Below are 20,740 nucleotides of genomic sequence, written 5' to 3'. Positions count from 1 at the left end.
TAGCGTTCCGCACCGCTGTTCCACGATTTTTCACATGCTAAACATGGGCTTATTGAATACGCCCACGCTTTGGCGCGCTTGCGGCCGCGCAATCCGCCCGAAGCGCGGCGCGGCCCGCCGGCTGCAGGCGGGCCGCGCCGCCGCGGTCATCGCCCGCCGTGCAGCCTGTCCTCCGCCTCGTCGGCCCGCTCGTAGATGTGCGGCTCGATCGCGTGCTTCTGCAGCGCCTCACCCAGCTTCATGCGCAGGAAGGTGCTGGAGGTATATCGGGTCACCTGGTTGTAGTGGCGCTCCATCAGGCCCTTGACCATGCCGATGTAGTCGTCCACCAGTTCCGACACGATGGAGAAGCGGTCGTAGTTGACGATGGCATCGACCTTGCGGCCCACCGGCGCGAGGGCGGCATCGACCGCGCGCATGATGCGCACGATGTCGTCCTCGGTGCGCACCGACAGCCCCTCGAAATCGACGAAGAAGAGATTCTGCCGGGCGTCGTACGAAAGGCGCCGCTCGAGGGGGATCTCCAGCAGTTCGCGGCGCAGGCCCATCGGCTCGTCGCGGAAGATGCGGGCATCCATCGGGGCGGGTTCCCGCTTCATGACCGGCACGAAATCCATGCGGTCGAGAATGTCCTTCTGCAGATCCACGCCGGGCGCGATCTCGATGAGTTCCAGGCCCTCCTCGCACAGCCGGAACACGCAGCGCTCGGTCACGTAGAGCACGCTCCTGCCCCACTTGGCGGCCTGGACGCCGCTGAAGGTACGGTGCTCGACCTCGTCGACGAACTTCCTCGCCCTGCCGTCCTCGAGGATGGCCAGTGCGCCGTCGCGGATCGCGATCTGCAGGTTGCCGGCGGTGAAGGTGCCGACGAACACGACCTTCTTGGCGTTCTGCGAGATGTTGATGAAGCCGCCCGCCCCGGCCAGCCGCGGCCCGAAGCGCGAGACGTTGAGGTTGCCCTGGCGGTCGGCCTGGGCCAGCCCCAGGAAGGCGATGTCCAGCCCGCCGCCGTCGTAGAAGTCGAACTGGCTGGGCTGGTCGATGACGGCCTGCGCGTTGGTGGCCGCGCCGAAACTGAGGCCGCCGGCCGGAATCCCGCCGATGACCCCGGGTTCGGCGGTGAGCGTCATCAGGTCGATGATCTTTTCCTCGGTCGCCACGTTGGCCAGCCCTTCGGGCATGCCGATGCCGAGGTTGACCACCGCGTTGGCCTTCAGCTCCAGCGCGGCGCGGCGGGCGATGATCTTGCGCTCGCTCATCGGCATCGCCGCGATCGCCGACGTCGGCACCCTGATCTCGCCCGAGAACGCCGCGCTGTAGGGCTCGGCGAAGGTCTGCAGGTGGTATTCGGGCTTTTCCGCCACCACGACGCAGTCGACCAGCACGCCGGGGACCTTCACCTGGCGCGGATTCAGCGTGCCGCGCTCGGCGATGCGCTCGACCTGGACGATGACGATGCCGCCCGAATTGCGCGCCGCCATGGCGATGGCCTGCGCCTCCAGCGTCAGCGCCTCCTTTTCCATCGTGACGTTGCCGTCCGGATCGGCCGTGGTGCCGCGGATGATGCCGACGTTGATCGGGAACGCCTTGTAGAACAGGTACTCCTCGCCGTCGATCTCCATCAGGCGGACGAGGTCGGCGGTGGTCATGGCGTTGAGCTTGCCGCCGCCGAAGCGGGGATCGACGTAGGTGCCGAGGCCCACCCGGGTCAGGGTGCCCGGCTTGCCCGCGGCGATGTCGCGGAACAGGTGGCTGATCACCCCCTGCGGCAGGTTGTAGGCTTCGATCCGGTTCGACACCGCCAGTTGCTGCAGCTTGGGCACCAGCCCCCAGTGGCCGCCGATCACCCGGCCGACCAGGCCGTCGTGGCCGAGATGGTTGAGGCCGCGGTCCTTGCCATCGCCCTGCCCGGCGGCATAGACGAGCGTCAGCCCGCGCGGGCAGCCGAGGCCCTGCGGGCCCGCGGCCTCGCCCTCGAGAAAGCGTTCCTCGAGGGCGACCGCGATGTTCTCGGGAAACCCGATGCCGACGAAGCCGCCGGTCGCGACGGTATCGCCGTCGTTGATGAGGCGGACGGCATCGCGGGCGGAAACGATCTTGCCGGTATCGGATGCGCGCAGCAGTTCGGTGATCGGGTGCGGGGCGAGCGGCATGGGCATGGCGAGTCTCCTCCGGGTTCCGGTCCGGTCACACCAGGCCGGTGGCGTAATAGACCGCGATCACCACGAACACGGCCAGGGTCTTGATGCAGGTGACGGCGAAGATGTCCTTGTACGACTGCCGGTGGGTCAGGCCGGTGACTGCGAGCAGCGTGATCACCGCGCCGTTGTGCGGCAGGGTGTCCATGCCGCCGGAAGCCATCGACGCGACGCGGTGGAAGACCTCGAGCGGAATGCCCGCGGCCTGGGCGTTGGCGATGAAGGTATCGGCCATGGCCGCCAGCGCGATGCCCATGCCGCCGGAGGCCGAGCCGGTGATGCCCGCCAGCGAGGTCACGGTGATCGCTTCGTTGACGAGCGGGTTGGGGATGGAACCGAGGGCGTTGGCGACGACCAGGAAGCCCGGCAGCGCGGCGATGACCGCGCCGAAGCCGTATTCCGAAGCGGTGTTCATGGTCGCCAGCAGGGCACCGGCGATGGCCCCCTTGCTGCCCTCGGCGAACTTGGCGACCACCCTGCGCCCGGCGAACACGAACACCGTGGCGATACCCAGCAGCAGCGCACCCTCGACCGCCCAGATCGCCGCCACCGCCTTGGTCTGCTGCACCACCGGCGCGGCATTGCCGATGACCGCCGGGATGAAGGACACCTTTTCGCCGTAGAGCAGCGGGATGGCGCTGGTGAAGACCTTGTTCATCACCCCGACCATCACCAGCGGCAGGATGGCGATCAGCGGATGGGCCAGCTTCTCGTGCTCGAAGGGCTCCGGCTCGTTGACGTGGCCGGTGCCGTAGCCTTCGCCCGCGGCGGCGGCCCGGCGGCGGCATCCTTCCAGGTACGCCATGCCGAGCGCGAAGATGAACAGCGCGCCGATGATGCCCAGCCAGGGCGCCGCGTAGATGTCGGTCTTGAAGAAGGTGGTCGGGATGATGTTCTGGATCTGCGGCGTACCAGGCAGCGAATCCATCGTGAACGTGAAGGCGCCCAGCGCGATCGTGCCGGGAATCAGGCGCTTCGGGATGCCGCCCTGCCGGAACATCTCGGCGGCGAACGGATAGACCGCGAACACCACGACGAACAGCGACACCCCGCCGTAGGTCAGTAGCGCGCAGACGATGACGATGGACAGCATCGCGCGCTCGCGGCCGATGAGCTTGATCACCGAGGCGACGATGGCCTTGGAAAAGCCCGACAGTTCGATGACCTTGCCGAACACCGCGCCGAGCAGGAAGACCGGGAAGAAGTTCTTCACGAAGCCGACCATCTTGTCCATGAACAGGCCGGTGAACATCGGTGCGACCAGGTTGGGGTCGACGAACAGCACGGCGCCGAGTGCGGCGACCGGGGCGAACAGGATGACGCTGTAGCCCCGATAGGCGACGAACATCAGGAAGGCCAGCGAGGCCAGTACGATCAGGAAGTCCACTTTCTTGTCTCCTCCGGAGTTGTCCATGAATGTGGCGCCTCCTGCAGCACATTGCGTGCCTGACGGACCAAGTCACTGAAAACACTAGATTTTCTAGATTTCTCCCGTCGTATGGCGGCTTCGGAGTGTCCGCCGTTCCGGACAGCCTGTCGGGCCCCGCGGACAGCGCGGACCGCGGCCGACTACAGCCCCAGGACGGCGATCTTTTCGTACAGGGCGGCGCGGGAGATCCCCAGCATGCGGGCGGCCTTGGCCTTGTTGCCGTGGCAGGCTTCGATCGCGGCGTGGATCGCGCGGCGCTCGGCCTGCGCCACCGTCTCGGCCAGGCCGGCGGGCGCGCGGCCCTCGGCGGCGGCACGCCATGCCGGCTCGACCGCCACCGACGGCATCACGCGGTCGAGGTCGGCCGCTTCGAGCAGGTCGGAATCGGTCATCAGCAGGGCCCGTTCGAGCACGTTGGACAGCTCGCGCACGTTGCCCGGCCAGCCGTGGCGGCGCAGCCGCGCGATGGCATCCGCGCCGATGCCGCGCACCGCGATGCCCTGCCGGCGGCAGATCTGCTCCACCAGGTATTCGGCCAGCAGCGGCATGTCTTCCGTGCGGGCACGCAGCGGCGGCGTCTCGAGGCGGATCACGTTCAGCCGGTAGTAGAGGTCGGCGCGAAAGGCACCCTCCGCCACCATCTTCTCGAGGTCGCGGCTGGTCGCGGCGATGACGCGCACGTCGGCCGTCTCCAGGCGGTTGGAGCCGACGGGCTCGAACTCCCGCTCCTGAAGGGTGCGCAGCAGCTTGGCCTGCAAGGCGAGGGACATGTCGCCGATTTCGTCGAGGAACAGGGTGCCGCCGTCGGCCAGCTTGAACTTGCCCTCGCGCCCGCGACGGTCGGCGCCGGTATAGGCGCCCGGCGCAACGCCGAAGAACTCCGCCTCCAGCAGGGTTTCGGGCACGGCCGCGATGTTGACCGCGACGAACGCGCCCGCCGCGCGCGGGCTGGCGGCATGGATGGACTGCGCCAGCAGTTCCTTGCCGGTACCGGTTTCGCCGAGGATCAGCACCGACGCCGAGGTGCGCGCCGCCCGCCGTGCCGCCTGCTTGAGTTCCGCGCAGGCCGGGCCGAGGCCGACGAAGCTGGTGAAGGAGTAGCGGGTGCGGCGCTCGGCGACCAGCTTGCGCTCGGCTTCGGCCAGGTCGGCGCGCAGCCGCTGGAAGCGCGCCACCACCGGCGTCAGGTGACGCGGATCGTCGTACAGCATGAAGCCCACCGCGCCCACCACCTTTCCGCCCGCATCGCGCAGCGGCAGGCGGGTCACCACGAAAGCGTCGTCGCCGAAATCCATGATGTCCACCATGATCGGCCGCCCCGACTCGACCACCTGCCGCATCAGGCTGTTCGGAATGACTTCCTCGATCGGCCGGCCGATCGCGGCCGCGGGCACGTCGATGCCCAGCCGCCCGAGATAGCGGTCGCTCATCCAGACCACGTTGGCATCGGCATCGACGATCACCGTCCCGTCGCACAGATCGGCAAAATGCGACAGAAGCGACTGCGACGCCAGTTGGCGCAAGGTTTCGCCGCGGCTCGTCATCGGCGTGTCTCCCGCTGTTCTTTGGTTGTTATGTGCAACAGGATAATCGCGGGGAGCGCAGAAAGCAGCAGAGCAGGTGGTCGACGCAGGGCGATCGCATGACGAGGTCCTGCGGCCGTCGGCCTGGCGTCGCGGCAGGTCTGGCGGCGGGGGATGCGTTGAGCGGACGAGTACGGTCCGAGTCCCGAGCGGCAGCGAGGTCGGGTTGCGCAGGACGCGGAGCGCATCCCCCGCCGCCAGACCGGATGCGGGCGATCATGCGATTGCCCCGCTGGCGACGCCACCGGCGGCGGGACGGCCGCCGCCGTGCGCCCACGGTGGCGGCGCCGGCCGCGCTTTTCAGTTGACGCCGGAGCGCCGGATCAGCGCCTGCAGTTCGCCGACGATGCCGCGGCGGAACAGCAGCACGCACAGCACGAAGATCGCGCCCATGATCACCGTCACCCACGAGCCCACCTTGTCCGCCAGCTCGCTCTGCAGGCTGACGATGACCGCGGCGCCGGCCAGCGGGCCGAGGATGGTGCCGAGGCCGCCGAGCAGGGTCATCAGCACCACCTCGCCGGACATGTGCCAATGCACGTCGGTCAGCGAGGCGAGCTGGAACACCAGCGTCTTGGTCGCGCCGGCCAGGCCGGCGAGCGCGGCCGACAGCACGAAGGCGAGCAGCTTGAACTTCGTCACGTCGTAGCCGAGCGAGACCGCGCGCGGCTCGTTCTCGCGGATCGCCTTCAGGATCTGGCCGAAGGGGGAATGGATGGCGCGGTAGATGATGAAGAAGCCGATGCAGAACACCGCGAACACCAGGTAGTACATGGCGAGGTTGTTGGACAGGTCGATGACGCCGAACAGGTGGCCGCGCGGCACCCCCTGGAGCCCGTCCTCGCCGCCGGTCGCCCTCCACTGCAGCGCGAAGAAGAACACCATCTGCGCCAGCGCCAGCGTGATCATGGCGAAATAGATGCCACTGCGGCGGATCGCCAGCACGCCGAACACCCAGCCCAGGATGCCCGCCGCCAGCGTGCCGCCGAGGATGCCGACCTCCGGGGTGACGCCCGCATCGCGCACCAGCATGCCGCACACGTAGCCGGCGGTGCCGAGGAAGGCGGCATGGCCGAAGGACAGCAGGCCGGCGAAACCCAGCAGCAGGTTGAAGGCGCAGGCGAACAGGCCGAAGCACAGGATCTTCATCAGGAAGGTGGGATACACCGCGAACGGCGCCACCAGCCCGAGAACGAACAGGGCGCCGAACAGGAGCGGGGTGGCGCGGGCGAACATGGAAAGGTTGCGGCTCATAGGCGTTGTCCTCGGGGCGCGGCTCAGACGGCGCGGCCGAACAGCCCGGCGGGGCGGACCAGCAGCACGATCACCATGATGAAGAAGACGACCACGGCGGACGCCTCGGGATAGAACACGCGCGTCAGCCCTTCGACCAGGCCCAGGCCCAGGCCGGTGACGATGGAGCCCATGATCGACCCCATGCCGCCGATGACGACCACCGCGAACACGACGATGATGAGGTTGGAGCCCATCTGCGGGCTGACCTGGTAGATCGGCGCCGCGAGCACGCCGGCGAAGGCGGCCAGCGCCACGCCGTAGCCGTAGGTGAAGGTGATCAGCAGCGGCACGTTGATGCCCAGCGCCTGCACGATCTGCGGATTCTCGGTGCCGGCGCGCAGGTAGGCGCCGAGCTTGGTCTTCTCGATCATGAACCAGGTGCCGAAGCACACCGCGAGCGCGGCGACGACCACCCAGCCGCGATAGATCGGCATGAACATGAAGCCGAGGTTGACGCCGCCCTGCAGCAGTTCCGGCACTTCGTAGCTTTGCCCGGAGATGCCGAACTGGTCGCGGAAGACGCCCTCGAAGATCAGCGCCAGGCCGAAGGTCAGCAGCAGGCCGTAGAGATGGTCGAGCTTGTAGAGCTTGCTCAGCATCGTGCGCTCCAGCACCACGCCCAGCGCCCCGACCAGGATCGGCGCCAGCAGCAGCGCCACCCAGTAGTTGACGCCGAACTTCGCCAGCGCGATCCAGGCGACGAAGGCACCCATCATGTACTGCGCGCCGTGTGCGAAGTTGATGATGTTGAGCAGGCCGAAGATGATCGCCAGCCCGAGGCTGAGGATGGCGTAGAACGAGCCGTTGATCAGGCCGATCAGCAACTGGCTGCCGAACAGCGCACTCGGCACTCCGAAGATTTCCATGGACGGCTCCCGCGCCGGGACGGCGGTGGCCGCCCCGGGCGCAGCGGTGGATCAGATCACTTCTTGACCAGCGGGCAGCGCGACTGCGACAGCGGCTGGAAGGCCTCGGCCGCCGGGATGACCTGGCGGATGTGGTAGTAGTCCCACGGGTACTTGGATTCGTCCGGCTTCTTCACCTGCACCAGGTACATGTCGTGGATCATGCGGCCGTCCTCGCGGATCTGGCCGTTCCTGGCGAAGAAGTCGTTGATCGGCGTCTTCTTCATCTGCGCCATCACCTTGGCGGTGTCGTCGGTGCCGGCGGCCTTCACCGCCTTCAGGTAGTGCAGCACCGAGGAATACTGGCCGGCCTGCACCATGGTCGGCATGCGCTTCTGCTTGTCGAAGAAGCGCTTGGACCAGGCGCGGGTCTGGTCGTCGCGATCCCAGTAGAAGCCGGTGGTGAGGTACATGCCCTGGCTGTTCTTGAGGCCGAGCGAATGCACGTCGGAGAGGAACATCAGCAGACCGGCGAGCTGCTGCTTGGGCGTGATGCCGAATTCGGCCGCCTGCTTGATCGCGTTGGTGGTGTCGGCGCCGGCATTGGCCAGGCCGATGATCTGCGCGCCCGAAGCCTGCGCCTGCAGCAGGAAGGAGGAGAAGTCCGACGCCGGGAAGGGGTGGCGCACCGAGCCCAGCACCTTGCCGCCGTTGGCGGTGACCACCGCCGACGAGTCCTTTTCCAGTGCCTGGCCGAAGGCGTAGTCGGCGGTGAGGAAGAACCAGGTCTTGCCGCCCTGCTGGGTCACCGCCTTGGCGGTACCGTTGGCGAGCGCGTAGGTGTCGTAGGTGTAGTGCACGCTGACGTCGTTGCACTGCTCGTTGGTGATCGGCGTCGAGGCCGGGCCGTTCATCAGCACCACCTTGTTCATTTCCTTGCCGATCTTCATCACCGCCAGCGCGGTCGAGGTGGTGACCAGCTCGGTGGCGGTGTCCACGCCCTCGCGCTCGAACCATTCGCGCGCCTTGGTGGAGGCGATGTCGGCCTTGTTCTGGTGGTCGGCGGAGACCATCTCCACCTTGAACGTCGGCTTCTCCTGGGCGATGAAGTCGTCGATCGCCATCTGGGTGGCGAGTACCGCGCCCGGGCCGGCGAGGTCGGAATAGGTGCCCGACATGTCGGTGAGCACGCCGATCTTCACCGTGTTGCCCGAGATCTGCGCGTGCGCGCCGCCGGCCAGCGCGGCCATGGCCGCTGCGCAGATGGCGGTCAGCCGTTTCTTCATGTGCATGGTTCGTCTCCGTCGTTGTGAGGACGCCTGGATCACACGCCAAGCGTCTGGTGCAGCCAGTCCATCCTGCCGGGCAGCTCCGCCTGCGGGATGGTGGCAATGATTTCGCCGTGCTCCAGCACGTAGTGCCGGTCGGCGAGCGGCGCGGCAAAGCGGAAGTTCTGCTCCACCATGACGATGGTGAAGCCGCGTGCCTTCAGCTCGGTGATGACTTCGCCCAGCTTCTTCACGATCACCGGCGCCAGCCCCTCGGTGATCTCGTCGAGCAGCAGCAGGCGCGCGCCGGTGCGCAGCACGCGCGCCATCGCCAGCATCTGCTGCTCGCCGCCGGAGAGCTTGGTGCCGGGGCTGGCGCGGCGCTCTTCCAGGTTGGGGAACATGCGGTAGATCTCGTCCACCGACATGCCGCCGCTGGACACCTGCGGCGGCAGCAGCAGGTTTTCCTCGGCCGACAGCGAGGAGAAGATCGCCCTTTCCTCGGGCACGTAGCCGATGCCGTGGCGCGCCATGCGGTGGGTGGGCTCGGCGACCACCTCCTTGCCATTGACCATGATCGAGCCGCTGCGCCGCCCGACGAGGCCGAGGACGGACTTCAGCGTGGTCGAGCGGCCCGAGCCGTTGCGCCCGAGCAGCGTCACGCATTCGCCCCGCGCCACCTGGAGGTCGATGCCGTGGAGGATGTGGGATTCACCGTAGAAGGCGTGCAGATCGCTGATCCGCAGCATCTCCGGATGGGGTTCGAAGGCGCTGGTCATGGGTCGCGGCCTAGTGGTGGGCGTCGTTCATGTCGTCGGAGCCGACGTAGGCTTCGAGTACCTTGGGATTCTTCGACACCTCGCCGTAGCTGCCTTCGGCGAGCACGCTGCCGCGCGTCAGCACGGTGATGCGGTCGCACAGGTTGGCGACCACCGACAGGTTGTGCTCCACCATCAGGATGGTGCGGTTCTCCGACACCTTGCGGATCAGCGCGACGACGCGGTCGATGTCTTCGTGGCCCATGCCCTGGGTGGGCTCGTCGAGCAGCATCATCGTGGGCTCCAGCGCCAGCGTGGTGGCGATCTCGAGCGCGCGCTTGCGGCCGTAGGGCATCTCGCCGGTCACGGTGTCGGCGAACCTGCCGAGGTCCACCGATTCCAGCAGCGCCATCGCGCGGTCGTTGAGCACGTCGAGCGACTTCTCGGAGCGCCAGAAGTGGAAGCCGGTGCCGAGCTTGCGCTGCAGGCCGATGCGCACGTTTTCCAGCACGGTCAGGTTGGGAAAGGTGGCGGAAATCTGGAACGAACGCACCAGCCCGCGCCGCGCCGTGGCCGCCGGGGCCTCGTGGGTGATGTCGCGGCCCTCGAAGTGGATCGTGCCGGCGGTGGGCGGCAGGAATTTCGTGAGCAGGTTGAAGACCGTGGTCTTGCCCGCGCCGTTGGGCCCGATCAGCGCATGGATGTGGCCGCGCCGCACCCGCAGATCGACCCCCGAAACGGCGGCAAAGCCCTTGAATTCCTTGGTCAGTCCGCTGGTTTCGAGAATGAACTCGCTCATTGCCGGTGCCGCTCCCCTGATGAGGCTTATCCCGTTGAAATCATTCTCTTCGCCTCGGTCAGCCAAGGCTAGGAAAAGACTTTTGCAACACCATTGCTGAAATGTATCGAATGTTACGTGCGCTACCGTATGGCACGGGAGTAATGGCGCGAGTTCACGGAATCCGATCAGGAGCCGGAGGATGCGATGCGTCGGGCTACGGAACCCGGCCTCGCTTTGTCCGGGGCTTGGGCAGTCTTCGCCCATTCCGTGTGTTTTCGTGTGTCTCTCGAATCCGGTCTGGTGGCGGGGGATGCGTTCCGCGGGCTGCGGAACTCGCCCTCGCTGCGCTCGGGGCTCGGACAGTCCTCGCCCGCTCCACGCATCCCCCACCACCAGACCTGCCGCAGTGCGCGATCCCGGCGGCTGAAAAACCCGGTGGGTGATTGTCCTGGCGGGTTCAGCCCGGCAAGGGCAGCGCCGTCCTGTCTACCACCCGCCGCAGCACGAAGCTGGAATGCACGCCGGTGACGCCGGGGATGCGGGTGATGCGGTTCAGCAGCAGGTCCTGGTAGGCGTCCATGTCGGCCACCACGACCTTGAGCTGGTAGTCGGCGGACTGGCCGGTGATCAGCAGGCATTCGAGCACCTCGGGGATCTGCGCGATCTCGGACTCGAAATGCGCGAAGCGCTCCGGGGTATGGCTGTCCATCGAGATGTGGATCAGCGCCATCAGCGACAGGCCGAGCTTCCTGGCGTCGAGCAGGGCGCGGTAGCCGATGATGAGGCCGGATTCTTCCAGCGCGCGCAGCCGCCGCAGGCAGGACGAGGGCGACAGCGCGATGCGGTCGGCGAGGTCCTGGTTGCTGATGCGGCCGTCCTGCTGCAGGACGTCGAGGATCTGGCGGTCGTAGCGGTCGAGCTGCATGTCTTTCCCGTGCCGAAGTTCGGTCCGGCAGATTCTTGCACATCTTCGCCATCCGTCGCACGCATCCTCCATGACGTCTCGAATACCGGCGTCAATTCGCAATCGTCTGCCGTCCCGGCCCGCGTAAACTTTCGTCCATCGAATCACGCCCATCCTACGAGGACCGCACCATGATGTTGCAGAGCCCCGCCGCCAAGTACCACCCCTTTCCCGCCATCCCGCTCGCCGACCGCCAGTGGCCGAACAAGGTCATCGACAAGGCGCCGATCTGGATGAGCACCGACCTGCGCGACGGCAACCAGGCGCTGTTCGAGCCGATGAACGTCGAGCGCAAGATGCGCATGTTCCGCACGGTGTGCGACATCGGCTTCAAGGAGATCGAGGTCGGTTTTCCGTCGGCTTCTCAGACCGACTACGACTTCGTGCGCCACCTCGTCGAGGGCGGCCACATTCCCGAAGACGTGACCATCGAGGTGCTCACCCAGGCGCGCGAGGATCTCATCCGCCGCACCATGGAGTCGGTGCGCGGTGCGCGCCGGGCCATCGTCCACGTCTATAACGCGACCTCGCCCGCCTTCCGCGACGTCGTGTTCGGCATGGACAAGCCGCAGGTGGTGGCGCTCGCGGTGTCGGCGGTGCGCCTCATCAAGGAGATCGCCGCCGAGATGAAAGCCGGCTCCGGCACCGGGATCGTGCTGCAGTACAGCCCGGAGACCTTCTCCGCCACCGAACTCGACTTCGCCAGGGAGGTCTGCGACGCCGTCACCGCCGAATGGGGCGCGACGCCGGACGACAAGGTCATCATCAACCTGCCGGCCACGGTGGAAGTGGCCACGCCCAACGTCTATGCCGACCAGGTCGAGTGGATGCACCGCAACCTCGCCCGCCGCGACAGCGTGATCCTCTCGCTCCACCCGCACAACGACCGCGGCACCGGCGTCGCCGCCGCCGAACTGGGCATGATGGCGGGCGCCGACCGCGTCGAGGGCTGCCTGTTCGGCAACGGCGAGCGCACCGGCAACGTCGACATCGTCACCCTCGCCCTCAACATGTACACCCAGGGCGTGTCGCCGGGGCTCGACTTCTCGGACATCAACGCCGTCGCGCGCACCGTCGAATACTGCAACCAGCTTCCCATCCACCCGCGCCACCCGTATGTGGGGGATCTCGTATTCACCGCCTTCTCCGGCTCCCACCAGGACGCCATCAAGAAGGGATTCGCCGCCCAGAAGGCGGACGCGCGGTGGAACGTGCCCTACCTCCCGATCGACCCGGCCGACGTCGGCCGCAGCTACGACTCGGTGATCCGCGTGAACAGCCAGTCGGGCAAGGGCGGCATCGCCTACCTGCTCGAGGCCGAGTACGGCATCGTGATGCCGCGCCGCCTGCAGGTGGAATTCTCGCGCGAGGTGCAGCAGGTGACGGACGCCACCGGCGGCGAGATGAGCGCGGCCGACATCTGGCGGCTCTTCAGCCGCACCTACCTCGAATCGGCCGCGCCGGTGCGCTACGTCGAGCACCACCTCTTCGAGCACGGCGAGGCGCAGGGCATCCGCCTGGTGGTGGAAATCAACGGCATGCGCCACCTCCTCGTCGGCGAAGGCAACGGCCCGATCGACGCGACCGCGCACGCCCTTCGCACCGCCGGCATCCACGTCCAGGTGCGCAGCTACGAGGAGCGCTCGATCGCGCCGAGCGAGGATGGCGGCAACGCCCGCGCCTGCGCCTTCCTCGAACTCACGCCGGAGGATGGCGGCCAGGCCGGCGACCGCTATGGCGTCGGGGTGGACGCCAACATCATCACCGCGTCGATCCGCGCCATCATCAGCGGCGTGAACCGGCTGCTGCCGGCGAAGGACGGCGCGCAGCTCGCCGCCTGAAGCAAAGGCCCGGAGCCGCGCCGATGCGGCTCCGCCCACCCGGCCGCGCGGCCGGCCCGCCTTCTGCCGGGCCTCCCCGGGTGCTACGCTTCGGTCGTGGCACCAGCGCTTCGAGGAGCGGCGACCATGGACAGAACCTGGATACCGGCGGACTACGGCCTGAAGGACAAGCCCGGCATCTACGACACCGGCACCGGCGCACTGCAGCTCATCGAGGCCAACCCGGGCTTCCCCGGCATCCAGCGCGTGACCATCCGCAGCTATTGCGGCCGCCACGAGGACGATCGCCGCTTCTACCGCCTCACCGGCGATCCCAGGCGCATCTTCGCCACCCTGGAGGAAGCCATCGCCGCACGGCCGGTGCGGCTGACCTGAGCGCGGGCGCCGCTGCGGCGCAACGCTCACAGGTCCAGTTGCAGCGCCGCCAGCCGCGCGTACAGGCCGCCCTGGCGGCGCAGGTCGGCGGGCGTGCCGGTCTCGACGATGCGCCCGCCGTCGAGCACGACGATGCGGTCCACGCGCTGCACGGTGGCCAGCCGGTGGGCGATCACCAGCGTGGTGCGGCCCTGCATGGCGGCATCCAGGCCCTGCTGGACGAGAATCTCGGATTCGGCATCGAGCGCGCTGGTGGCCTCGTCCAGCAGCAGCAGGCGCGCGTTCTTCAGGATCGCGCGTGCGATCGCAATGCGCTGGCGCTGGCCGCCGGACAGCCGCGTGCCGCGCTCGCCGAGGAAGGTGCCGTAGCCTTCGGGCAGGCGCGCCACGAACTCGTCGGCCGCCGCGGCGCGCGCCGCCTGCCGCACCTCGTCGTCGGTCGCGTCGCCGCGGCCGTAGCGGATGTTCTCCAGCGCGCTGGCGGAGAAGATCACCGGCTCCTGCGGCACGATGGCGATGTCGCGGCGCAGGTCGTGCAGCGACAGCTCGCGGACGTCCCTGCCGCCGATGCGGATGCTGCCGGCCGACACCTTGTAGTAGCGCAGCAGCAACTGGAACAGGCTGGTCTTGCCGGCGCCCGACGGCCCTACCAGCGCCACCCGTTCGCCCGGCGCGATGTCGAGGCAGACGTCGTCCAGCGCGCGTACCGCCGGCCGCGCCGGGTAGCAGAAGACGACGTGGTCGAAGGCGATGGACAGCCGTTCCGCCGCCGCCGGAGGCTCGGGCCGCAACGGCTCGCGGATCGCCGGCTCGGCATGCAGCAGCTCCAGCAGGCGCTCGGCCGCGCCGCCGGCGCGCATCACGTCGCCCCACACCTCGGCCAGCGTGCCCACGCCGCCCGCCACCAGGGCCGCGTACAGCACGAAGGCGCCCAGCTCGCCGACGCTGAGCGTGCCTGCCTGCACCTGCCGCGCGCCGATCCACAGCACGAAGATGATGGTCCCCATCACCGCCGCGATCACCAGCGCCGTCATCGCCGCGCGCACGCGGGTGCGGCTCACCGCGGTGGCGAAGCCCGTTTCGGTGCGTCCGGCGAAGCGGCGCGCCTCGTTCCGCTCCTGGGTGAAAGCCTGCACCGTGGGCATGGCATTGAGGATCTCGCCCGCCAGCGCCGACGCATCGGCGATACGATCCTGCGATTCGCGTGACAGCGCGCGCACGCGGCGGCCGATCAGCGCGATCGGCGCCGCCAGCAGCGTCATCAGGCCCAGGATCAGCGCGAACAGGTACGGGCTGGTCACCGCCAGCATCGCCATGCCGCCGCCGAACTGGAACAGGCTGCGCAGGCCCATCGACACCGAGCTGCCGACCACCGTCTGGATCAGCGTGGTGTCGCCGGTCAGGCGCGACAGCACCTCGCCCGTCTGCAGCGTCTCGAAGAACTGCGGCGACTGCCCCAGCACCTGCTCATACACCGCGCTGCGCAGGTCCGCCGTCACCCGCTCGCCGATCCACGACACGGTGTAGTAGCGCGCCGCCACCGCCAGCGCCCAGAACACGGCCAGCCCGGACAGCGCGATGAAATGCCCGTCCAGGCCGGCAGTGCCGAACAGCCCGCCGCCGGGAGCGGCGCCCCGGCCGAAACCCGCGTCGACCAGGTCGCGGAATGCCAGCGGCACCACCAGGATGGTGGCCGAGCCGATGCACAGCAGCGCGAACGCCAGGCCGACGCGGACGCGATAGGGGCGCAGGAAAGGCGCCAGCCCGCGCAGTGCGGACAGGCGGCGGGGGCTGGCGGGGACGGCATCGCGGGGCATGCGCGATTATTGCCCTTTCGCGGCGCCCGCGGATGCCTGCCGGCCGCCGTCCCGCGCGCCCCTGCCGGCGGCATGCGGGACGGCGGCCCCGCTCACCTGAGCGCGTCCAGCGCCGCGCCGAAGTTGATGTGGAACGGCTGCCCGTCGATGACCAGGGCCGGCACCGACTTCACCCCGAGGCGTTCGGCCTCGGCGACGCGCGACTTCTGCTCGCCCAGATGCACCACCTCGACCTGGTAGCGTGCCGGGTCCAGTGCGGTGGCGAACTGCTGCTCCGCGGCGACGCAGACGGAACATCCGGCGTGGAAGAAGATTGCCTTGCTCATGACGGCCTCCTTGATGGGTTAATGCATCGACTCGATGCATTTAGAGCCTAGGACCTGCAGGCCGCCCTTGTCAAGAAATGCATCGAGGCGATACATTGGACCCATGAATGCCGCCGCCCTGCTCCTCGAGCGCCTTGGCGCGCTGCTCCACCAGTCGGTACGCGACGACGCGGCCCGCCACGGGCTGCTGCCGATCCACGTGCAGGTCCTGGCCTACCTGGCGCAGGCCAACCGCTACAGCAACCTGCCGATCGCCATCGCCGAATACTTCGGCATCACCCGCGGCACGGTGTCGCAGACGCTCGCCGTGCTCGAACGCAAGGGGCTGGTGACCAAGCAGGCCGACGCCAGGCACGGCCGCCGCGTGCATCTGACGCTGACACCGGCCGGCGAGGCCGTCCTGCAGGGAAGCTGGTCGCATCGCATCGACGCCGCGCTCGGCGAACTGCCGCTCGAACCGCAGGCGCTCGACGCCGCGCTGCGCGCCCTGCTCGCGAGCCTGCAGCGGCTCAACGGCCAGCGGGCCTTCGGCGTATGCCGCCAGTGCGCGCATTTCCTGGCCGAAGCCGACGGCGCCCGCTGCGGGCTCACCGGCGAGCGGCTCGAACAGGAACAGACGCTGCGCATCTGCCGCGAATGGGATGCACCGCGCACCCCGTCCGCCTAGGCGGACGGCGCGCCGCGCGGCACGGCGGCGGCCTCAGATCCGGGCCAGCACCGACTTCAGCAGCGCGGCCCCCGGCTGCGTCATCGACCCGCCGAGCAGCGCGCAGTTGGCGACGACCGTGAGCCAGAACACCACCTGGAACTCGCGCTTGACCGACTTGTGCCGCAGCAGCCGCTGCGCGGCCAGGGCACCGGGCCAGCCGCCGGCGAGGGCGCACAGATGCAGCGTGCTCTCCGCCGTTCGCCAGGTGCCGTTGCGCGCGGCGGACTTGTCGCCGAGATACAGCAAAAAGGCCACCACGCTCGCCGCCGCGTAGAGTCCGGGCACCGCAAGGGGCAGCCTGCCGCTCATCGCGAGCGCCGCCAGCAGGCCGACGAAGGCCAGCGTCAGGACGACCGGCAGCGGGCTCGTGCCCGGCCTTCGCTGCCGCCGCCCGCGCTCGCCGGCGAACGCGACCCTGGCCGCCCGCGCACGCCCCCTGGGATCGGCGGTCAGTTCGTAGGTCACGAGTTCGCCGCCGGCCGGCCGCCGCGACGCCCCCGAAAAGGCTTTGACATGGACGAAGACCGCTTCCCCGCCGCCGTCCGGCGTGATGAAGCCGAAGCCCTGGTCGTCCTTCCACGAAGTGATTCTGCCTTGATGACGCATCGATGGGATGCCGTTCCGGAAATGCCCGGAGTATGAACGGCTCCGGCGAGACGTACCGTGACATCGGACCGCCCCGCGCCGCACCTCGGCGCGAAAGCCGCCGGGCGGTCCGCTTTCTGCACTATCCTGCAGGGCATCCAGGCCAGCCACGGGATTCGCGCATGGAAACGCCCGACACGATCCACGCCTTCTGGTTCGGACCCGACGCGGACGATGCGCAGGTCATCGCGCGGCAATCGCCGCTGTGGTGGCACAAGCGGGCGGCGGCCGATGCCGAGATCGGACGCCGTTTCTCGCCGGTAGTGCAACAGGCGGCGATCGGCCGGCTCGACGACTGGCTGGCGAGCCTGCGGGGACGGCTGGCGCTGGTCCTGGTCGCCGACCAGTTCCCGCGCAACATCTGGCGCGGCTCGGCGCCGGCCTTCGCCTTCGATACGCTGGCGCGGCGCTGGGCCAGGGACGCGATCCGGCTCGGCATCGATCGGGATGCGCGCGCCGTCGAGCGCGTGTTCCTGTATCTGCCGCTGGAACATTCCGAGGATCTCGCCGACCAGCGCGAATCGGTGCGCCTGTTCGACCGCCTCTGCGCGGAGGTGCCGGCCGCGCAGCGCACCCTCTTCGACGGCTATCTGGACTATGCCCGCCGCCACCTCGAGGTCATAGAGCGCTTCGGCCGCTTTCCCCATCGCAACGCCGCCCTCGGACGCGAGACGACGCCCGCGGAGGCCGACTTCCTGCGGCAGCCCGGTTCGTCGTTCTGAACCGCGAAACGGCCCGCCGGCGCGGCGCCGGCCATGCGGCCGGGAAACGCTTAGAATGATTCCCTGTTTCCGCCACGCTGCCGAAGGTACGGACATGCGCCCTGTCCCCGCCCCCCTCGCATCCCGCCTGCTCGCCCTCCTTGGCGCCGTGCTGATCGCGCTCGCGTTCGCCGGCTGCGCCGGACTGCCCGGCCGCGATCCGGTGCGCATGAACGTGGTCGGCCTCGAACCCATGCCGGGCGAGGGCATGGAAATGCGCTTCAGGGTCAAGCTGCGGGTGCAGAACCCGAACGACACGGCGATCGAATTCGACGGCATCGCGCTGGAACTGGAAATCAACGACCGCAGCTTCGCCACCGGCGTCAGCGACCAGAAGGGCAGCGTGCCGCGCTTCGGCGAGACGGTGGTCGGCGTGCCGGTTTCCGTTTCGGCCCTGGCGGCCGTGCGCCAGGCGCTGGGGCTGATGGACGGGCGCGCGGCCGCCGACGTGCCCTACGTGCTGCACGCCCGACTCGGCGGACCGCTGTTCGCGGGCATGCGCTTCACCGAGCGGGGCACGCTGGAGCTGCCGGCACCCGGCAAGCCGGCCCGCTGACCGCCGGAAGGAAGAACCACAGGAGACGGCACGATGACGCTTCCCCCCCTCGAAGATGCCCTGCTCGCGGTCGACGGCCGCGTCGCCACGCTGACCCTGAACCGCGACGACGTGCGCAACGCGCTCACCGGCACGCGGCTCATCGACGACATCGTCGCGGTGGCCGAATGGGTGAACCGCCGCGAGGAAGTGTCGGTGCTCGTGCTCGCCGCCAACGGCGCAGCCTTCTCGGCCGGCGGCAACGTCAAGGACATGGCCGCGCGCGGCGGCGACTTCGCCGGCGGCGTGGCCGAGGTGGCCGAGCGCTACCGGCGCGGCATACAGCGCATCCCGCTGGCGATGCAGAACATCGAGGTGCCGGTGATCGCGGCGGTGAACGGGCCGGCGATCGGCGCCGGCTGCGATCTCGCCAACATGGCCGACGTGCGCATCGCCTCGCACCGGGCAAAGTTCGGCGAGACCTTCCTGAACCTGGGCATCATCCCGGGCGACGGCGGCGCGTGGTTCATGCAGCGCCTGATCGGCTACCAGCGCGCCTTCGAGCTGACGCTGTCGGGGCGCATCATCGACGCCGAAGAAGCGAAGACGATCGGCCTGGTGCTGGACGTGGTCGAACCCGGCCAACTGATGGCGCGCACCATGGAACTCGCCGGCCGCATCGCCGCGCAGCCGCCCAAGGCCACGCGGCTCACCAAGCGCCTGATGAAGATGGCGCAGCGCATGGAGCTGAAGGACTTCCTCGACCTGTGCGCCGGCTTCCAGGGCATGTGCCACAACGAGCCGGAGCACCTCGAAGCGCTCGACCGCATGCTGGCCAGGAACTGAGCACCGCCATGGCGCACCACATCTCGTTCGATGCCCCCTTCGTCGCCCCGGCGCGCTTCGACGACCCCGCCGCCGCGGTGGAGCGCGTCGCGAGCATCTACGAGAGCGGCGTCGCCCACCTGCGCAGCGCGCTGCAGCGCTACGTGGCCGGCGACGACGTCGCGCGCCACGTGCGCGCCTGCTACCCCTTCGTGCGCGTGCGCACCGACACCGTGGCGCGCGCCGACTCGCGCCTGTCCTACGGCTTCGTCGCCGGCCCGGGCATGTACGAAACCACGCTGACGCGCCCCGACCTGTTCGGCGACTACTACCGCGAGCAGTTCCGCCTGCTGCTGCAGAACCACCAGATCGAACTCGAGATCGGCACCAGTTCGCAGCCTATCCCGGTGCACTTCTCGCTCGCCGAGCAGGAACACCTCGAAGGCCACCTCGAACCCGGGCGCCGCCAGTTGCTGCGCGACCGCTTCGACCTGCCCGACCTCGCGGCGATGGACGACGGCATCGCCAACGGCACCTACGAGCCGCGGCCCGGCGAACCGCACCCGCTGGCGCTGTTCACCGCGCCGCGGGTGGACTACTCGCTGCACCGGCTGCGCCACTACACCGGCACGCGGCCGGAGCATTTCCAGAACTTCGTGCTGTTCACCAACTACCAGTTCTACATCGACGAGTTCATCGAACTCGGCCACGAATACATGGCCGACGGCTCGGGAGCGCACGACTACGTCGCCTTCGTCGAGCCCGGCAACGTCGTCACCCGGCGCGCCGGGCTGCCGCCCGAGCCCGGCGACGAACTCGGCGCCGAACCGCCGCGCCTGCCGCAGATGCCGGCCTACCACCTGGTGCGCGGGGACCACGCCGGCATCACGATGGTGAACATCGGCGTCGGCCCGGCCAACGCCAAGACCATCACCGACCACATCGCGGTCCTGCGGCCGCATGCCTGGATCATGCTCGGCCACTGCGCCGGCCTGCGCAACAGCCAGCAACTGGGCGACTACGTGCTCGCCCACGGCTACGTGCGCGAGGACCACGTGCTCGACGAGGACCTGCCGCTGTGGGTGCCGATCCCGCCGCTGGCCGAGATCCAGCTCGCGCTCGCGGGCGCGGTGGCCGACGTCACGCAGTGCAGCGGCTACGAACTGAAGCGGCTGATGCGCACCGGCACGGTGGCGAGCACCGACAACCGCAACTGGGAGCTGCTGCCCTCGCACGGCATGGCCAGCAGCCCGGAGCGGCGCTTCAGCCAGAGCCGGGCGATTGCGCTGGACATGGAATCCGCCACCATCGCCGCCAACGGCTTCCGCTTCCGCGTGCCCTACGGCACGCTGCTGTGCGTCAGCGACAAGCCGCTGCACGGCGAGATCAAGCTGCCCGGCATGGCCGACCGCTTCTACCGCGAGCGCGTGGACCAGCACCTGCGCATCGGCATCCGCGCCATCGAGCGCCTGCGCGAAGAAGGCATCGACCGGCTGCACAGCCGCAAGCTGCGCAGCTTCGCCGAGGTGGCGTTCCAGTAGGCGGAAGCCGGCGAGAATCATGCAGGCCGAGCCACCAATCGGGCTCGAACCGCGGCGTCTTGAAGCCCGCCGTCAGATCCTCCAGCATCTGCTTGCCCACTTCCATCAACTGCTCCCTCCCCCCCCCCCGGCAGATCGTTTCAAAGGGCGGTTACGCGGTTCAAATTACGGACTCGCGTTCGCGCACTTTCGGGGAGAACTACGTTGTCTTCCTCATGGCTCCATCTTCTCAAGACTTGGAGC

Annotated in this window: 19 protein-coding genes; 7 read left to right on the top strand and 12 right to left on the bottom strand. The window is 68.7% G+C overall.

Annotated features, from left to right (window positions below):
• Positions 1 to 146 precede the first annotated feature (146 nt).
• The 9 genes from CCZ27_RS21055 to CCZ27_RS21015 all read right to left on the bottom strand — a co-directional run bounded on the left by CCZ27_RS21055 (position 147) and on the right by CCZ27_RS21015 (position 11,083).
• Positions 147 to 2,153: an acyl CoA:acetate/3-ketoacid CoA transferase gene (locus CCZ27_RS21055; protein ID WP_096451493.1), complete on the bottom strand. Its 2,007-nt coding sequence runs from the start codon at positions 2,151 to 2,153 to the stop codon at positions 147 to 149.
• Positions 2,154 to 2,187: 34 nt separating this feature from the next.
• Positions 2,188 to 3,585, bottom strand: a complete 1,398-nt coding sequence (locus CCZ27_RS21050; protein WP_096452858.1) for a GntP family permease — start codon at positions 3,583 to 3,585, stop codon at positions 2,188 to 2,190.
• Positions 3,586 to 3,767: 182 nt separating this feature from the next.
• Complete coding sequence (locus CCZ27_RS21045) at positions 3,768 to 5,171, bottom strand: sigma-54 interaction domain-containing protein (protein WP_096451491.1); 1,404 nt, start codon at positions 5,169 to 5,171, stop codon at positions 3,768 to 3,770.
• 339 nt (positions 5,172 to 5,510) lie between these two features.
• Positions 5,511 to 6,464: a branched-chain amino acid ABC transporter permease gene (locus tag CCZ27_RS21040; protein WP_096451489.1), complete on the bottom strand. Its 954-nt coding sequence runs from the start codon at positions 6,462 to 6,464 to the stop codon at positions 5,511 to 5,513.
• A 23-nt stretch (positions 6,465 to 6,487) separates the two neighbouring features.
• Positions 6,488 to 7,372: a branched-chain amino acid ABC transporter permease gene (locus CCZ27_RS21035; protein WP_096451487.1), complete on the bottom strand. Its 885-nt coding sequence runs from the start codon at positions 7,370 to 7,372 to the stop codon at positions 6,488 to 6,490.
• A 56-nt stretch (positions 7,373 to 7,428) separates the two neighbouring features.
• The gene (locus CCZ27_RS21030) at positions 7,429 to 8,643 is read right to left on the bottom strand and encodes an ABC transporter substrate-binding protein (RefSeq protein ID WP_096451485.1); all 1,215 of its coding nucleotides are present in this window, start codon (positions 8,641 to 8,643) and stop codon (positions 7,429 to 7,431) included.
• A gap of 32 nt (positions 8,644 to 8,675) precedes the next feature.
• Positions 8,676 to 9,398 carry an ABC transporter ATP-binding protein gene (locus tag CCZ27_RS21025; RefSeq protein ID WP_096451483.1) on the bottom strand — a complete coding sequence of 241 codons (723 nt, stop codon included), beginning with the start codon at positions 9,396 to 9,398 and terminating at the stop codon, positions 8,676 to 8,678.
• Between the two features lie 10 nt (positions 9,399 to 9,408).
• Positions 9,409 to 10,176: an ABC transporter ATP-binding protein gene (locus CCZ27_RS21020; protein WP_096451481.1), complete on the bottom strand. Its 768-nt coding sequence runs from the start codon at positions 10,174 to 10,176 to the stop codon at positions 9,409 to 9,411.
• A gap of 439 nt (positions 10,177 to 10,615) precedes the next feature.
• Positions 10,616 to 11,083 (bottom strand): Lrp/AsnC family transcriptional regulator, encoded by a 468-nt coding sequence (locus tag CCZ27_RS21015; RefSeq protein ID WP_096451479.1) that lies wholly within the window; start codon positions 11,081 to 11,083, stop codon positions 10,616 to 10,618.
• A gap of 170 nt (positions 11,084 to 11,253) precedes the next feature.
• Here CCZ27_RS21015 and leuA point away from each other — a divergent pair, with 170 nt between their 5' ends.
• Entirely contained in the window at positions 11,254 to 12,963 is a 1,710-nt protein-coding gene (gene leuA, locus CCZ27_RS21010; RefSeq protein WP_096451477.1) for a 2-isopropylmalate synthase, read from the top strand.
• A 126-nt stretch (positions 12,964 to 13,089) separates the two neighbouring features.
• Positions 13,090 to 13,338 (top strand): hypothetical protein, encoded by a 249-nt coding sequence (locus tag CCZ27_RS21005; protein WP_096451475.1) that lies wholly within the window; start codon positions 13,090 to 13,092, stop codon positions 13,336 to 13,338.
• Between the two features lie 26 nt (positions 13,339 to 13,364).
• Here CCZ27_RS21005 and CCZ27_RS21000 read toward each other — a convergent pair whose 3' ends face one another.
• A complete protein-coding gene (locus tag CCZ27_RS21000) occupies positions 13,365 to 15,155 on the bottom strand; it encodes an ABC transporter transmembrane domain-containing protein (RefSeq protein ID WP_096451473.1) in 1,791 nt (596 codons plus the stop codon).
• Positions 15,156 to 15,247: 92 nt separating this feature from the next.
• On the bottom strand, positions 15,248 to 15,481 hold the full coding sequence (locus CCZ27_RS20995; RefSeq protein ID WP_096451471.1) for a thioredoxin family protein: 234 nt from the start codon (positions 15,479 to 15,481) through the stop codon (positions 15,248 to 15,250).
• 103 nt (positions 15,482 to 15,584) lie between these two features.
• Here CCZ27_RS20995 and CCZ27_RS20990 point away from each other — a divergent pair, with 103 nt between their 5' ends.
• Entirely contained in the window at positions 15,585 to 16,148 is a 564-nt protein-coding gene (locus CCZ27_RS20990) for a MarR family winged helix-turn-helix transcriptional regulator (RefSeq protein WP_096451469.1), read from the top strand.
• 33 nt (positions 16,149 to 16,181) lie between these two features.
• Here CCZ27_RS20990 and CCZ27_RS20985 read toward each other — a convergent pair whose 3' ends face one another.
• Positions 16,182 to 16,796 (bottom strand): DUF1294 domain-containing protein, encoded by a 615-nt coding sequence (locus tag CCZ27_RS20985; protein WP_096451467.1) that lies wholly within the window; start codon positions 16,794 to 16,796, stop codon positions 16,182 to 16,184.
• 161 nt (positions 16,797 to 16,957) lie between these two features.
• On the opposite strand from CCZ27_RS20985, the gene CCZ27_RS20980 reads away from it, so the two are divergent.
• The 4 genes from CCZ27_RS20980 to CCZ27_RS20965 all read left to right on the top strand — a co-directional run bounded on the left by CCZ27_RS20980 (position 16,958) and on the right by CCZ27_RS20965 (position 20,497).
• Positions 16,958 to 17,557: a DUF924 family protein gene (locus tag CCZ27_RS20980; protein ID WP_096451465.1), complete on the top strand. Its 600-nt coding sequence runs from the start codon at positions 16,958 to 16,960 to the stop codon at positions 17,555 to 17,557.
• 94 nt (positions 17,558 to 17,651) lie between these two features.
• Positions 17,652 to 18,152, top strand: coding sequence for an LEA/WHy family protein (locus CCZ27_RS20975; RefSeq protein WP_096451463.1), 501 nt, complete (start codon positions 17,652 to 17,654; stop codon positions 18,150 to 18,152).
• A 33-nt stretch (positions 18,153 to 18,185) separates the two neighbouring features.
• On the top strand, positions 18,186 to 18,977 hold the full coding sequence (locus CCZ27_RS20970) for an enoyl-CoA hydratase-related protein (RefSeq protein WP_096451461.1): 792 nt from the start codon (positions 18,186 to 18,188) through the stop codon (positions 18,975 to 18,977).
• Between the two features lie 8 nt (positions 18,978 to 18,985).
• Positions 18,986 to 20,497 carry an AMP nucleosidase gene (locus CCZ27_RS20965; protein WP_096451459.1) on the top strand — a complete coding sequence of 504 codons (1,512 nt, stop codon included), beginning with the start codon at positions 18,986 to 18,988 and terminating at the stop codon, positions 20,495 to 20,497.
• The last annotated feature ends 243 nt before the right edge of the window (positions 20,498 to 20,740 follow it).

This window comes from Thauera sp. K11, assembly GCF_002354895.1.
In the GTDB taxonomy this organism is placed as follows: Bacteria; Pseudomonadota; Gammaproteobacteria; order Burkholderiales; family Rhodocyclaceae; genus Thauera; species Thauera sinica.
This window is presented reverse-complemented; position numbering and strand designations above follow the sequence as displayed.